The 13833-nt window shown below is 69.4% G+C and carries 15 protein-coding genes and 1 pseudogene; 9 read left to right on the plus strand and 7 right to left on the minus strand.

Going from position 1 to position 13833, the window contains the following annotated elements:
- Window positions 1–34: 34 nt before the first annotated feature.
- Complete coding sequence (locus OG485_RS39985) at window positions 35–1003, minus strand: STM4015 family protein (protein ID WP_328673634.1); 969 nt, start codon at window positions 1001–1003, stop codon at window positions 35–37.
- 324 nt (window positions 1004–1327) lie between these two features.
- Between OG485_RS39985 and OG485_RS39990 the strand changes: the two genes are divergently transcribed.
- Together OG485_RS39990 and OG485_RS39995 are read left to right on the plus strand one after the other, a co-directional pair.
- A complete protein-coding gene (locus tag OG485_RS39990) occupies window positions 1328–1654 on the plus strand; it encodes a hypothetical protein (RefSeq protein WP_328673636.1) in 327 nt (108 codons plus the stop codon).
- Between the two features lie 138 nt (window positions 1655–1792).
- Entirely contained in the window at window positions 1793–2821 is a 1029-nt protein-coding gene (locus tag OG485_RS39995; RefSeq protein WP_443048868.1) for a DUF6745 domain-containing protein, read from the plus strand.
- A 35-nt stretch (window positions 2822–2856) separates the two neighbouring features.
- Here the strand turns inward: OG485_RS39995 and OG485_RS40000 are convergent, their stop codons facing one another.
- Window positions 2857–3657 carry a class I SAM-dependent methyltransferase gene (locus OG485_RS40000; RefSeq protein ID WP_328673639.1) on the minus strand — a complete coding sequence of 267 codons (801 nt, stop codon included), beginning with the start codon at window positions 3655–3657 and terminating at the stop codon, window positions 2857–2859.
- Window positions 3658–4037: 380 nt separating this feature from the next.
- On the opposite strand from OG485_RS40000, the gene OG485_RS40005 reads away from it, so the two are divergent.
- Window positions 4038–5309, plus strand: a complete 1272-nt coding sequence (locus OG485_RS40005; protein ID WP_328674830.1) for a phosphatase PAP2 family protein — start codon at window positions 4038–4040, stop codon at window positions 5307–5309.
- Window positions 5310–5466: 157 nt separating this feature from the next.
- Window positions 5467–6291 (plus strand): SDR family oxidoreductase, encoded by an 825-nt coding sequence (locus OG485_RS40010; protein WP_328673641.1) that lies wholly within the window; start codon window positions 5467–5469, stop codon window positions 6289–6291.
- Between the two features lie 114 nt (window positions 6292–6405).
- Here OG485_RS40010 and OG485_RS40015 read toward each other — a convergent pair whose 3' ends face one another.
- On the minus strand, window positions 6406–6756 hold the full coding sequence (locus OG485_RS40015; RefSeq protein WP_328673644.1) for a PRC-barrel domain containing protein: 351 nt from the start codon (window positions 6754–6756) through the stop codon (window positions 6406–6408).
- A gap of 183 nt (window positions 6757–6939) precedes the next feature.
- Between OG485_RS40015 and OG485_RS40020 the strand changes: the two genes are divergently transcribed.
- Window positions 6940–7944 carry a hypothetical protein gene (locus tag OG485_RS40020; protein ID WP_328673645.1) on the plus strand — a complete coding sequence of 335 codons (1005 nt, stop codon included), beginning with the start codon at window positions 6940–6942 and terminating at the stop codon, window positions 7942–7944.
- 64 nt (window positions 7945–8008) lie between these two features.
- Here OG485_RS40020 and OG485_RS40025 read toward each other — a convergent pair whose 3' ends face one another.
- The 4 genes and pseudogenes from OG485_RS40025 to OG485_RS40040 form a co-directional block, all read right to left on the minus strand.
- Window positions 8009–8764, minus strand: coding sequence for a tetratricopeptide repeat protein (locus OG485_RS40025; protein WP_328673647.1), 756 nt, complete (start codon window positions 8762–8764; stop codon window positions 8009–8011).
- A gap of 329 nt (window positions 8765–9093) precedes the next feature.
- On the minus strand, window positions 9094–9384 hold the full coding sequence (locus OG485_RS40030; protein WP_328674831.1) for a hypothetical protein: 291 nt from the start codon (window positions 9382–9384) through the stop codon (window positions 9094–9096).
- Window positions 9326–9577 (minus strand): annotated as a pseudogene (locus tag OG485_RS40035) (maleylpyruvate isomerase N-terminal domain-containing protein); the annotation flags it as partial. The gene OG485_RS40030 and the pseudogene OG485_RS40035, both read right to left, overlap by 59 nt.
- Window positions 9578–9712: 135 nt before the next feature.
- Window positions 9713–10009, minus strand: a complete 297-nt coding sequence (locus OG485_RS40040; RefSeq protein WP_328673649.1) for a hypothetical protein — start codon at window positions 10007–10009, stop codon at window positions 9713–9715.
- Window positions 10010–10271: 262 nt separating this feature from the next.
- Between OG485_RS40040 and OG485_RS40045 the strand changes: the two genes are divergently transcribed.
- From OG485_RS40045 to OG485_RS40060, 4 genes are all read left to right on the plus strand, one after another.
- Complete coding sequence (locus tag OG485_RS40045) at window positions 10272–10886, plus strand: DUF4240 domain-containing protein (RefSeq protein WP_328673651.1); 615 nt, start codon at window positions 10272–10274, stop codon at window positions 10884–10886.
- A 4-nt stretch (window positions 10887–10890) separates the two neighbouring features.
- The gene (locus OG485_RS40050; RefSeq protein ID WP_328673653.1) at window positions 10891–11448 is read left to right on the plus strand and encodes a hypothetical protein; all 558 of its coding nucleotides are present in this window, start codon (window positions 10891–10893) and stop codon (window positions 11446–11448) included.
- Between the two features lie 318 nt (window positions 11449–11766).
- Window positions 11767–12975 carry a globin domain-containing protein gene (locus OG485_RS40055; protein WP_328673654.1) on the plus strand — a complete coding sequence of 403 codons (1209 nt, stop codon included), beginning with the start codon at window positions 11767–11769 and terminating at the stop codon, window positions 12973–12975.
- A 68-nt stretch (window positions 12976–13043) separates the two neighbouring features.
- A complete protein-coding gene (locus OG485_RS40060; protein WP_443048869.1) occupies window positions 13044–13685 on the plus strand; it encodes a class I SAM-dependent methyltransferase in 642 nt (213 codons plus the stop codon).
- Window positions 13686–13833: the final 148 nt, after the last annotated feature.

Genomic DNA, 13833 nt, shown 5'->3' on the forward strand with positions numbered 1-13833 from the left:
GCCTCCTCGTTCCTTCTTCCGATACCGGCCGCGGCTACTCGCCGACCGCGACGAAACGCCAGACCGTGCCGTCCTCCTCCTCGTCGGAGTCCGCGTCGTCCCGGTCGGCGTCGACCGCGACACCGGCGGGCTCCAGCGTCTCCAGCAGGCGCGTCCGTACGCCTGCGCCGAGGTAGTTGTGGTGCAGGTCGAGCACCTTGAGATGGGTCAGCGGCTGGCCCGACAGCAGGGCCGTGGCACCGTCGTCGGTGAGTACGCCCATGGAGACGTCGAGGTGCGTGAGGCGCGCCACGACGGGGGCCGAGGCGAGCGCCGTGCAGATGGCGTCCTGGATCTCGCTGTTGCGCAGAGCGAGACGGGTCAGGCTGGGCAGCCGGGTGCCCGCGAAGAACGGCTCCAGGTCGGCGACATCGGCGTCGCCGCCGTACTCGGAGGTGCCGAGCCACAGGTCGAGTCCCACCAGGGAGGGCAGGTCGCAGGCGGCGATGCCGCGCACCGCTTCGGCTGGCAGACCGCCGCTCTCGACGGTCAGCGTGCGCAACCGCTCGTGTCGGACCGCGGGGAAGACCAGGCCGTTGCCGCCGCGGACGCCGAATTCGACCAGGGAGGGGAAGGCTTCCAGAAGGGGCGACACGTCACCCTGGACGATCCAGGAGATCTCGCACTCCTCCATCACGATGTCGCCGAGGAACAGGGCCCGCAGCGCGGGCAGCCGGTCACGCGCGGCGACCAGCGCTTCGATCACCGCATGGGGAGACGAGTCGTAGACATCGCTCCACGCGCCGACGATCAGCGCCCGCACTTGCTGTGTGTCCACGGCGGCCAGGAAACGCGCGAAGGCGTCCTCCCACGCCTCCTCGCTCTCGTAGGCGTCCACGGCGATGCGCCAGGCGACGGATTCGGGCGAGGGAAGCGAGGTGGCCCGGGGCGACTTGTCGTCGGCGTCCGGGAAGGTGAAGGCCGGCAGGCCGTGGAACTCCTCGAGGTGCCTGTTGATGGTCATGCGCGCCCGCTCCTTCGTGCTCATTGCGGTGGATCGACGGTCGTGGCGGAGAGTCCGGAGCGAGCCGTCCGCACCCAGACAGACGAGTTCTACCAAGCCCCACTGACATCGCGGCGAGCCGGGTCGGCACCTGTGGACGGGACGCGGGGGAACGGTCGGTGGCCGTACGGCCCCGAGCGGTCCGACCGGAGTCCGGCGACCCTGACTTCGAGGACATGACGCCTGGTCACCAAGGGTGCGCGCCAGGTCCGGAGGCCGATTGTCAGTGGTCGCCTCTACGGTTTTTCCCATGGCACATCCCGTGCCGTGCCGGGAGGGAGACCCATGTTCCGCCAAGGAGACGTGCTGATCGTGCCGTTGGACGAGAAAGCGGTGCCGGACCACGCCCTCGACGCGGCGTCCGAACCCCGCGACGGCCGCGGACGACTCGTGCTGGCCCTCGGCGAAGTCACCGGGCACGCCCACGCAGTGGTCGGTCCGGGGCGGCTGATACGGGACGGCGGGGTGTTCGGCCCGATGCTCCTGCACGTTCCCGACGGGGCGCGGGTCGTGCACGAGGAGCACGGGGCGATCCCGCTCCACAAGGGCTGGTACCGGGTGATCCGCCAGCGTGAGTACGTGCCGGGCTCGGTGCGGATCGTCGCCGACTGACGGGTTTGCCCGTGGTCCCGGCCCCGGGGGCGCGGAGCGGTGCGCACCGGGGGCGTGGACGGGGCGTTCGACGGCGGGACCGGGTGGCGTCGCGGGTGCCGTGCCGCTCGGGCACGGAGGCAATCGGAGAGGAACGGTGTGATGGAACAGGGCAGTTGGCGTGCCACCGCGACCCGGACGGGGGCGGGTGACCGGGCGGCGGCCGAGGAGGGTGTCAGGCTCGCCTATCGAAACGCGGGGCTGGACGAGCCCGAGCGCATCGTCTGGGCGCGGTCACCGCATGAGGCCGTACGCGTGCTCATGGGTACGGCGCCCGTCGACGGCGCGGTCCTCGGGGACACCGGCCCCAGCGTCCGCAGTGCCGTCGTCGCCGGACCCTGGGCGGCGGAACGCGCGCGAGCGCACGAACGGCTGGGACCCGAGGGGTGGAGCGGACACTGGCGGGCCACGGGGGCGGCCCTGTGGGAATCGGTCCGCACTCTGGCCGACCGGGTGCGTGCGGGCATCGTCGAGGACCTCGTCGCCGACCGGGACGAGGAGAGCCGGGTGCGGTTGCTGCTCCTGGACGCGACGCTGGGTCAGCATGACGCGGCATGGCTGTGCGCCTTCGATCCCGACGGGGCGAGCGCGCTGGCCGGGATCGCGGCGGTGGCGCGCGACGCCGGCTGGTGGTGGCCGTACGAGAAGGCGGCGGTCATCAGCGAGCGGCCGTTGAGTCTGCACCGCGACGAAGCCGGTCGCCTGGACCGGGGGGACGGCCCGGCGCTGCGCTACGCGGACGGCTTCGAGCTGTACGCATGGCGCGGGATGCCGGTCCCCCGCACCTTCCTCGACGAACTCACCGCGCTGACGCCCGAGCGGATACGTGATGAGGAGAACGCCGAACTGCGCCGGGTGATGCTGGAGTACTACGGCTACGACCGGTACCTGGACGAGTCGGGGGCCGTTCCCGTGCACCGCGACGAGACGGGTGTGCTGTGGCGGGTCGAGCTGGTCGGGGACGAGGACGTGGTCATGGTGGAGGTGGTGAACTCGACCCCCGAGCCGGACGGTACGAACCGGACGTACTGGCTGCGCGTCCCGCCGACGACGCGTACGGCTCGTGAGGGGGTGGCGTGGACGTTCGGCCTCGCCGCCGAGGTGTACGAGCCGTCCCGGCAGACGTGAGGAGGACCGACGCTCGCGCGAGGCCCTGGCCGGGCTCAGGGCCGCTGCCCCCAGGCGATCATCATGCCGGGTCCGAGTTCGGCGAGCCGGGGTGAGGCCAGGTAGGCCACCGCCTCGTCGATGGCGGCGGAGTCGACGCGTCCGGTTTCCTCGAGGGCGGGGCGCATCCGGTTCCAGGTCTCGGACCAGAAGCGAGCCAGCGGGCTGTCCGCGACCAGCGGTGGGCAGTGCAGTTCACCGCCGACGTTCTGGAGCCCTTCCTCTCTCAGGAAGTGGGGATAGGCCGGGATGTCGGAGGTGTCGGTGCCGATGGTCGTCCGCAGGGCCTGCCACATGGCGTCCATGGTCCGCCGGTAGGCAGACGAGGAGTCGAGTGGATTCGGCACCTCCACGGCATCGCCGAGTACCAGCCAGCCGCCCGGGTTCAGCCATCGGGCGAGACGGGAGACGAGTTGACGGCGTTCGGGCAGGTGCATGAGCACGAACCGGGCATGGATGAGGTCGAAGCCGCCCAGGTCCAGGTTCTCGTCCCGGAGATCGGCGGTGACCAATTGCACACGCGGGCCCGCGAGGGTTTCCAAGCCGCCGGTGTCCCGGTCCAGCGCGACCACCTCGGCGGCTCCCGCCTTCTCCAGCAGCCAGCGGACCACGGTCCCGGTCCCGGCTCCCACCTCCAGGCAGCGGCCGCCCGATCCGGAGCCCAGCGCGCGCAGACGGCTTGTGGTGACAGGGTCGTAGACCAGTGCCGCCGCGTCGATACGCTCGGCCTCCTGCGGGTGTTCCGGCTCGAACAGATCTTCTCCGTAATGGCCGCCGGAGGCCGTGGAGCGGGTCATGAGCCGCTCCACGGCCTCGGTCCCGCGATGGGTCTCCTGTCTGTCCGCGCCATGAAAAGCCCCTGTGCATCGAAGGGCGATTTACAGACAGAGTGGCAGCTTTCGGTCGCCTCGGCAGTTCGTCAGGCGCAGGATCCGCCGACCTTTGCACCTGCTGTGACCCTTGAAACCCGCCTGTAACGCCCATAGCATGATCGAACTCACGACGATTGCCCTGATCGTCCGTCCTTCACTAGAAGAACACGCTGTCTAGCGCGAAGGGTGAGTCAGATGACCAATACCTAAACAAATCGGCCGAACAGTTGATATCTATAGCATCCCGAGTAATTTCACGAATAAACGACACAATTGAATTGGATGAGCGGCGTCGGCCACGGGTGATTCTGTGGGCCATCGCGGGGGTCGTGACCTTCGGCTTCCTCGTCGCGATGGAGATCGTCGCCCGTCACTACGGCATGCCGGGCCCGATCACCAGCCAGGCCAGGGAGGTGATATTCACTCCCACCTCAGGACCTCTGCTGTACGCCGGCCTGGCGTTGATGATGGTCGTCCTCCCTTGGCGGCAGCGGTTCGTCTCGCTGGGAATCGCGGCCGGTATCGACGTCGTTTTCTTCCTTGTTCGTTGGGTGGCCGATGTCAAGATGATGTTCGGCAACGGCGCATTGTGGGTGATTCTGGGCTATGCGTTCATCGCCGTCACCCGTCGAACGGGCAAGGAGCGCGTCCTGCTCCTGAAGGGCGTCGGACTGGGCCTGCTCCTGGTGGCCGGTCACAAGACGGGCGACACCTGGCTGATGATCACATCGGAGACCCGTCCGTCCGTGCTCGACGCGTACGTGGCCACGGCCGATCACGCGCTGGGCGACCCGTCCTGGGTCATGGGCCGGTTCGTCGAGGCCACCGGCCCCATCGGCTACCACGCCCTCCATCTCGTCTACGGCCAGCTCCCGCTCGCCGCGGCCGTCTTCGCGCTCTACCAACTGCGCAACGTGGCGCGGGAGCACCGCTTCCCGGCCCATCATCTGGTGCGTACCTTCCTGGCCATAGGCCTGGTCGGGCCCATCGTCTACATGATCTTCCCCGTGGTCGGGCCGGTGTTCGCCTACGGCGCCGAAGGCGGGCAGTGGGCGGCGGCCAACCTGTGGCCGCAGACCCCGCTGTCGACCGGTGCCCCGCAGGCGTTTCCGTTCGACGAGATCACCCCGCGCAACTGCATGCCCAGCCTCCACACGGCCTGGGCCACCACGCTCTTCATCCACACCCGCGAGGGCTCGCGGCTCCTGCGCAACGCGGGCACGTTCTGGCTGATCGGCACGCTCACGGCGACGCTCGGATTCGGGTACCACTACGGCGCGGATCTCGTCGCCGGTGTGGTGTTCGCGCTCACGGTCGAGGCGACCATGCGCGCTTTCGCCCGAGGATGGGACCGGGCGGGAGTCACGCTGGTCGCCTACGGCTCCGTGGTGTTCACCGTGCTCGTGGTGTCGTACCGCTATCTGCCGGTGGAGATGGCCAGGTATCCCTGGGTGTTCGGACCGGCCCTCCTCCTGGCGATGGCGTCCGTGATCTACGGATATCTGTGGACCACCAGACTGTGGAATCCGCAGACCGCGCCCGTGCAGCAGCCGGAACCGCAACTCGTACAGGTGTGACCGCTCCGGCCCCACCGGAGCGGGGGCCGGAGCCGGAGCCGGGGCGCGCCCGGAAGCCGGATTTGCGCTGGAGCGCACTCGAAGGTGTTGGGTGGCAGGAGTGGCACCGCGGCGACGTGGTGACCGAGCGGACGACACGTTCCACGAGGAGCACTCCATGACACAGAAGATCTGGTTCATCACCGGCGCCTCCCGCGGCTTCGGGCGGGAGTGGGCGATCGCCGCGCTGGAGCGCGGCGACTCGGTGGCCGCGACGGCGCGCGACCTGTCCACGCTGGGCGATCTTCGGGAGACCTACGGAGAGCGGCTGCTGCCGCTTCAGCTCGACGTGACGGACCGCGACGCCGATTTCGCCGCCGTGCGGCTGGCGCACGAGCGGTTCGGACGGCTCGACGTGGTGGTCAACAACGCCGGCTACGGACACTTCGGGATGATCGAGGAGATCACCGAAGCCGAGGCTCGCGCGCAGTTGGAGACCAATCTCTTCGGGGCCCTGTGGGTCACCCAGGCGGCACTGCCCTTCCTGCGCGAGCAGGGCAGCGGCCACATTCTGCAGGTTTCCTCCATCGGCGGGATCAGCGCCTTCCCGCTGGTCGGCATCTATCACGCCTCGAAATGGGCGCTCGAGGGAATGAGCCAGGCGCTGGCGCAGGAAGTGGCGCCGTTCGGCATCAAGGTCACGCTGATCGAGCCCGGCGGGTTCGCGACCGACTGGGCCGGTTCTTCGTCGAGCACGTCCGAGCAGTCGCCGGCGTATGCCGAGTTCCACAAGGAAGTACAGGAACAGCGGCGCAAGCGCGTCGGCACCCCGGGCGACCCGCGCGCGTCCGCCGCGGCCGTGCTGGAGATCGTGGACGCGGAGGAGCCGCCGCTGCGCTGCTTCTTCGGTTCGGCGCCGCTGGGCATCGCGAAGGCGGACTACGAGAAGCGCCTGGCGTCCTGGGAGAAGTGGCAGCCCGTGGCGGAGCTGGCTCAGGGCTGAGCGTCGGCGGCACGCGGGAGACTCGGCCCCTGGCCCACCGGCGCGACGGTGGGTCCGAGACGCTCGTCAGCGACCGGACCGCCGGCGCCCCTGGCCCACCGGCGCGACGGTGGGTCAGGCGCGGTGGCTCTGGTAGTAGCCGCCGACCAGTTCGTGGTAGTCGACATCGCCGACGTGCTTGACCCGGTCGAACTCGGGGGATTCCCTGATCTGCTCCTGAGTGAGCGAGACGTAGATCTTCCGCTCGTCCCGGTCGACCCGCCTCACCGTGCCCGCGGGCAGCAGGACATGCCTGCCGAAGATCCATACGCCGATGTCGACCACGAGATACGCGGAGTCGACGTCGTCCGCATGCTTGTCGACCTTGCCGATGGCGCCGTCGACGGCCTCGACCTTGAACCCGACCAGATCCGTGCCCGTGACGTGCCCGGCGGCCGGGTGGTAGCCCCAGATGCTGTCAGTCATGAACGGCTCCCTCATCGAGAATCCGCGCTCGTCCCGCAGCGGAACCGGGGAGTCGCGCAGGCGCCATCCACGTTAGACGAAGCCCGCGCGCGATGCCGGATGCTGCCTCCCGGATGCCTCCCGGATGCCTCCCGGATGCCTCCCGGACGTCCCGCGCAGGCCGGGCCCGGTACGGTTCGCGCCGTGGACAGGAACGAGTGGGAGCCGGGGCACCGGGTCGCCTACAACTGCGGGGCGTGGGAGCGCGCCCGTCACCAGGCGCACCTGCTGGTCGCCTGGTACGACGAGCGCGACGGCGGCCTGGGACCACGGATGTCCCCGCGGTTCTCCACGGACCCCGGTGCGCGGGTGAAGTGGCCGTGGGGGAGCACCAGGCACGACACGCTCGGTCTGCTGCTGTGGCGAGCGGCCTGCGACCGGGGGATCCTGGTCGACCAGGTCCTCCTGGCCGACGCCCTGCGCTACTGCGCCCCGGGAGCCGAGCCCTTGGACACCGGTCCCATGCCCGAGGCTGCCCGCACCGCCGGAATCGGAGTCGGCAGCGCGGCATCGGTGGCCGGAATCAGACACGTACTCCAGGCGCACGTCGAGGCCGGCCTTCCACGCCCGCGCCCTGCCGGGGTGCGACTGACCCTCGGCTACCGCGTACGGGAGTCGCGGGCGACGCCGGACTGGGATCTCGGCGACTGGCCGACGCCTCTCAGGCAGGCCCGCCAGGCCATGGGCCGGGCCGACGATCTGCGGGAGCGGGGGACATGGAAGCCAACGGACCACGAACGGTCCACCGGCGCACGCATCGGCCATGGCCTGGAACAGCCGGCCCGCCCAGCCGCCGCTTCCGGGCACCCGGCACCGAGTTGGCTGGAGCGGGCATCACGCCTGACCGCCACGGCCGACATGCTGACCGCCGCCGCCGACACTCTGCTCGGCGCCGGGCGGGACGACGCGAGCCCACTGGTGACGGTCCTCGGCACCACGGCCGACGCGTGCGCCAGGCTGAAGGCCGACACCGAGGAGACCGGGCGGCTCTGGGCGGCCGAGGCGCCGCGTGAGCCCTCGGACCGAGCTGCCTGGGAAGTGGCCTGGGAACTGTCCCACGTACCGGGCGCGCTGCTGGAGCAGACCGAGGAAACGGAACACCTGGTGCGGGCGCTGGCCGTCTTTCTGTGGGTCCTGGCCGTTCGCTGATCGAGGAGCACGGCGCACTGCCCAGGGGCAGTAGACCGGCCCAGGGTCAGCGGCCCGTCCAGGTTCAGTAGAAGTCGCCTCGGCGCTGCGCGGGATTGACGGTGTCACGCCGCTGCTGCAACCGGCGGGCTGCCCTGAAGGCAGATATCTCCCGCAGGTGCGCCTGGCTCTGAAGCGTCATCATCGACCCCAGGGCGTGGCGCTCGGTCATCGGGTTGTCCACACAGGACTGGTACATCACGGCGGCTCGCTCGTTGTCCTGGTAGAGCGTGCGGTAGATCTCCGCGGCGCGGTACTGGGCGTAGGGGTGGTTGCGTGCGGCGGCCGCGAGGAACTGCTCCAGTGCGTGTTCCGCCGGGGTCCGGGTGGCCGGAATCAGCCGCTCCAGGTACAGGTCGCCCAGTACGAGCATCGCTTCGGGCTCGCCCAGTTCGGCCGAGGTGCGATACCAGCGGGCCGCCTCGTCCAGCGACTCGACGATGCCCGCTTGAGGGCAGCCGTGGTGATAGAGCGAGGCGAGGTAGAAGGCCGCTCGCGGTGAACCGCTGCTGTGCCGCAGCCGTGGCACCGCGCTCGCGTACCGCCCCTGCGTGTAGTCGATGTGCCCCAGCAGCTCGATCGCGGCGCTGTGTCCGGTGGACGCCGCGGTTTCCAGGAAGTAGACCTCCGCGCCGGGGTGCTGCCCGCTGTTCCAGCAGTGCAGGCCGATCCGGTAGTACTCCTCGGAACTGGTCGGCTCGTGTCCGTCCACGGTGAAGTTGGTCCCGTGCCACTGCACCATGTCGCTGCCTTTCGCGTCGTGGCCTGCCCCGGCGGACACGTGCGGCTCTTCGCTCCGCGGCCTCGCGAGGAGGCCGGGACCGACCACGGGGGCAACCCAGTTGGCCAGTCGTTCCGGCCGTTCCCGTACCTCGTCCCGGTGCGTCGGGGCCTCAACAGATGGTACGGCTCGTCAACCGGCACACAATCGTAGGCCTGGTTGTCCGAAGATCCGCCCGTTGTACGGAGTGGATCGCCAATATGGCCCGTTTTCGGTGGCAGAGGCAGAGGCAGAGGCAGAGGCAGAGGCAGAGGCAGAGGCAGAGGTCCGGGTGTTGATGGCCGGGTGTGTCCGGCCCGGAGGTCGCCCTCGGACCGGAACCTGTCGTTCTACTCGTTCGGGTCCCAGTCCTTGAGCAGGTCCAGGACGCGGCTTTCACCGTCGACCTTCACGGAGTCCACCGGAACGCGGCCGTACAGGACGAGGACCAGCTCGCCGGCCGTGCCTCGGGCGGAGACGTGGACCTGATCCGGGGCCTCGTCGGCAGGGTCGGTGGACGGTGCGCCGGGACGGGGGAGGTGTGTGAGCCGTACGCCGTCGGCGGAGAGCGACAGGCGCCAGGAGCGTCCCTCGGATGGTGGCCCAGCGCCGGTGCACCTGGCCCAGATGCTGCACCAGATCGAACAGTGTCCACTCGGGGCAGGTCGGCACCTGCACGTCGAGGCCGGCGATTTTTACTACCGTCAGCCTGTGCACCCGACGTGGTCCGCGTGCTTCGGGACGACGCGGTGTGCGGGCCGTATCGCGTGTGCCTGGGGCGGGACTTGGAGTAGGTCCGAGGTCTCGGTTCGGGACGGAGCTGAGCCGAACCATCGGACGCACAGGTGCGCCTCACCCGGACCGAGGTGCGCTGCCGGCGTCTACCGACCGACCGGCAGGCAGGCGAGCCGGCCGAGTCTCAGACCGAAGTCAGTTGCACCTCCGGATGCCCGCTCAGCCCGAAGGCAATTACTCCACCAGCTGCTCGCTCGGTGCTTCCCGGCGTTCCGGCGGCACACGCGCGGCCACGGCATCGAAGAACCGCCACCCGTCGACTTGGCCGGCGTGCCCGAAGCGCTGGCCGTCCGCCAGAGCCTCCTCGATCAACGCCCGCACGGTCGCGGGCCGGTGGAGATTGAGATATCCGCCGTGTACGCGGCTGACGCCACCCTCGTGAGCTCCCCAACCACCGCCGCCCACCACGCGATCGGGACCCGAGTCGAAGACGACGCGGATCACGCCCGGAGTGCCCTCACATGCGATCACGAGAACCTCCTGGCATGAGTGTCCGACCGCACCGCCGGGGTCCGAATCCAGCACATGGCGGTGGCTGACCCACCACCGGAATCGCTCGGAGCCCATGACCAAGTGCCGATGCCGACGACGTCCCATGCCATCACGTTAACAACGTGCCCAGCCTCCTCGGCTTCCGCGAGCGTCCGGTGGAGCGGGGCGACCGAGGGCGACTTGTCGGACCAAGCTCCCGGGACCGGACCGATGTCAGTACCAGATGGCATGCTCTGCCGCCATGAACCGAGAGCAGTTCTGGCAGCTCATCGAGGCAGCCCGCAATCAGGCGTCCAACCCGAATGACGGCGAGGATGTCGCCCGCCGGGCAACCTCGCAGCTCGCCACGTACCCGGCCGAGGAGATCGTCGCCGCTCAGCAGGTGCTGTGGGGCCTGATGGCAGACTCCTACACGAACCCTTTGTGGGCCGCTGCCTACGTGATCAACGGTGGATGCTCCGACGACGGCTTCGACTACTTCCGTGGCTGGTTGATCGCGCAGGGACGCGACGCCTTCGAACGCGTAGTCGCTGACCCGGATGCCCTGGCAGAACTGGCCGTCGTGCGAGCCTCAGCGGGCGACGGACACGATCTCGAATGCGAGGAGGCGCTGAGCATCGTCTGGAACGCACACATCAGTGCGACCGGCAAGCATCTTCCTGACGACGCGTTCACCATCCGGTACCCGGAGCTGGACCCCACCTGGAACTTCGACTTCGGCGACCACAGCGAACTGACTCGCCGACTGCCCCGCTTGGCAGCTCTCTATCTGGAGCCCACGGGTCCCAAAGCGGGACCCGTCGGCCCCACGGGCGACAAGGGCGAAGTCCCTCGCCCGCCACGGCTGGAACGATGACCTGGTGAACTACTTCTCGTCGCACATCATCAGCCCGCAACAGGGCGGGCAGGACCGGCCGCAGTCTCGGCGGCCCGAACCCGGGCAGTGGCCGAAGGCGGAGGCGGCACTCGCCGTGGTCAATCGCGACCTGACGGCGACCCTGCCGGGTCAGGAAGCGCTGGTGCTGATGCTCGACCCGTCCTGGGAGGCCGCGCCCGGGGAAGCGGCCGACGGGGAGCAGATCCATGTGGCGCTGCCCGACGGCCGCTGGCACGGCAACGCGGTGAACGCGACCGACCTGGAGGACGGCGATCCTCCGGAGCCGGACGACGCCATGACGGTCCTGAGCGTGGTCGCCGACGCGGCACAGGCGACCGTCATGGAGCTCCTGTGGCAGGTCTGGCCGGTCTGCCGGGAACACAAGACCGGAATGCATCCCCGTCCGGCCGGCACCTCTGCCGACTGGTACCCGGGTGCGACGGACGCGGCCGGCCCGCCGGTGTGGTGGTGCCGGGGCGGCCGGTCCGGCGCGTGCCACGACGTATGTCCGGTCGGCGAGTTGGCTGCCACCTTGCCGTGACAGCAGCGTCGTGCGCGCTGCGGCGCAGCGAGCGCGGAGTGCGCCGTCACCGATCGCCGGACGGGCGCATCGGACTCCACGTCATCCGGCCGTCCGTGGGAAGTCCACCAATGCAGGCACAGGGAGTGCGAAGTAGGCGGTGCCCTTCTAGCGTGGAGGGCGGGCGCGGCGCCGCGCGTCCCGGGGATCCGGTCTCCGAGGACGGCCGCGGTATGCGCGCGGGTCAGTCGGCCCCGCCCCGGCTCCGACCGCCGTACGAGCGATTCCGTGGTTGCCCGATGTCTGCCCCGCACTTCGCCTGCGCTGGAGATGCACATCATGCTTTCGAACACGTCCCGACCCGTCATCACGGCCACGTTGCCCGTCGTCGGGGAGCACATCGGTGAGATCGCCCGACGCTTCTACCGTCACATGTTCGCCAACCATCCCGAGCTTTTGGACGGGGTCTTCAACCGCGGGAACCAGGCGCACGGAGAACAGCAGCAGGCGCTCGCCGGATCCGTGGCGGCGTTCGCCGGCGGCCTGGTGAGCACTCCGCAGCGCACCCCCGAACACCTGCTGAAGCGCATCGCGCACAAGCACGCGTCTCTCGGGATCCGTCCGGACCAGTATCAGACCGTCCACGACAACCTGATGTGGGCGATCGTCGACGTACTGGGCGACGCGGTCACCCCGGAGGTGGCCGCGGCCTGGGACGAGGTCTACTGGCTGATGGCGAACGCCCTGATCAACCAGGAACGCGGTCTCTACAGCGCGCGGGGGGTCACACCCGAGACGGTTTGGCGCAAATGGGAGGTCGAGAAGAAGATCAAGGAGACCCCGGACGTCGTGACTTTCGTCGTCAAGCGGGTCGACGACCGCCTCGTGACGACCTCGCTCCCCGGCCAGTACGTCACCGTGCTGATCGACATGCCCGACGGCGTGCGCCAGCCTCGCCAGTACAGCCTGACCCGGGCCGACGACGGCGAACACCGCCAGTTCTCGGTCAAGCGGGTACGCGGCAACGGCGAGCCCGAGGGAGAGGTGTCCGCTCTCCTGCACGACACGGTCGACGTGGGTGACGTCCTCACCCTGTCGCTGCCCTACGGCGATGTCGTGCTCGACGACTCGGGACGGCCGGTGGTGTTCGCCACGGCGGGCATCGGGATCACCCCCATGGCCGGAATGCTCTCCCACCTCGTCGAGGCCGAGTCCCGGCTGCCGATCACCGTGCTGCACGCCGACCTCGACGAGGCGTCGTTCGCGCTGCGTCGCCAGGTGGTCAGCGATGTACTCGAACTGCGGAACGCCGAGATGTACCTCTGGTACGAGAAGGGCGCGCAGACCAACGAGCCGGTCAAGGGCGTCTTCGACGGGCTGATGGACCTCTCCCACGTCGATCTGCCGGACAACGCGGTGTACTACATGTGCGGGCCGCTGGTGTTCATGCAACCGCTGCGGAGCGCGCTCCTCGGACGGGGCGTCGCACCGCAGGACATCCAGTACGAGGTGTTCGGCCCGGACCTCTGGCAGGCGGACCTCGACTGACGAGCGCGCCGCGCCACCACCACAAAGGCTGAACGGCCTTGTACGGCACGGGTGTTAGCTTCTTGCCCGTGACGGAACACCAGACGGAACACCAGGACGAGACCAGGACGGCCTACGACGGGATCGTCGAGCTCTATGCGTCGATGTTCGCCGATCGGCTGGAGACACGGCCGTTCACGCGGGCCATGCTCGGTACCTTCGCCGAGCTGGTGCGCGAGACGGGGAACCTGCGGGCAGCCGATGTCGGGTGCGGTCCAGGACATCTGACGGCCATGCTGCACGACTTGGGTCTGGACGCCTTCGGGATCGACCTGTCCCCGGCCATGGTCGACCACGCCCGGAAGTCCCATCCCGCCCTGCGGTTCGACCAGGCGCGAATGGAGGCTCTGCCCGTCGAGGACCGCGCGCTCGGCGGGGTGTTGGCCCACTACTCGATGATCCATACCCCGCCTGAGGAATTGCCCGCGCTGCTGGCCGAACAGGTGCGTGTCCTGGCGCCAGGGGGCCTGCTCATGGTCTCGTTCTTCGCGACCGAGGGGACCGAGCCGGTCCGCTTCGATCACAAAGTAACGCCCGCCTACAGCTGGCCGGTTGACCGGTTCGCCGAGCTGCTGGTCGGGGCCGGGCTCGTCACGGTCGCCCGGCTTCTCCACGACCCGGCCTCCGAACGTGGCTTCCTCGACGCCCACTTGATGGCCCGCCTCCCCTAGAGCGGTCCATGGCGACTCCGGTCTCCTCCCGCTATGCCCCGCCCGTCCGACCGCCTGTGAGTTACCTCACCCGCCATGGCCGTCGGCCGTATGCGAAGTACCTGGTCAGCAGCCCGTAACTCCCCTCGGGTGAAAGCCTGTTGGCCGG

This window comes from Streptomyces sp. NBC_00328, from assembly GCF_036139655.1.
Taxonomy (GTDB): domain Bacteria; phylum Actinomycetota; class Actinomycetes; order Streptomycetales; family Streptomycetaceae; genus Streptomyces.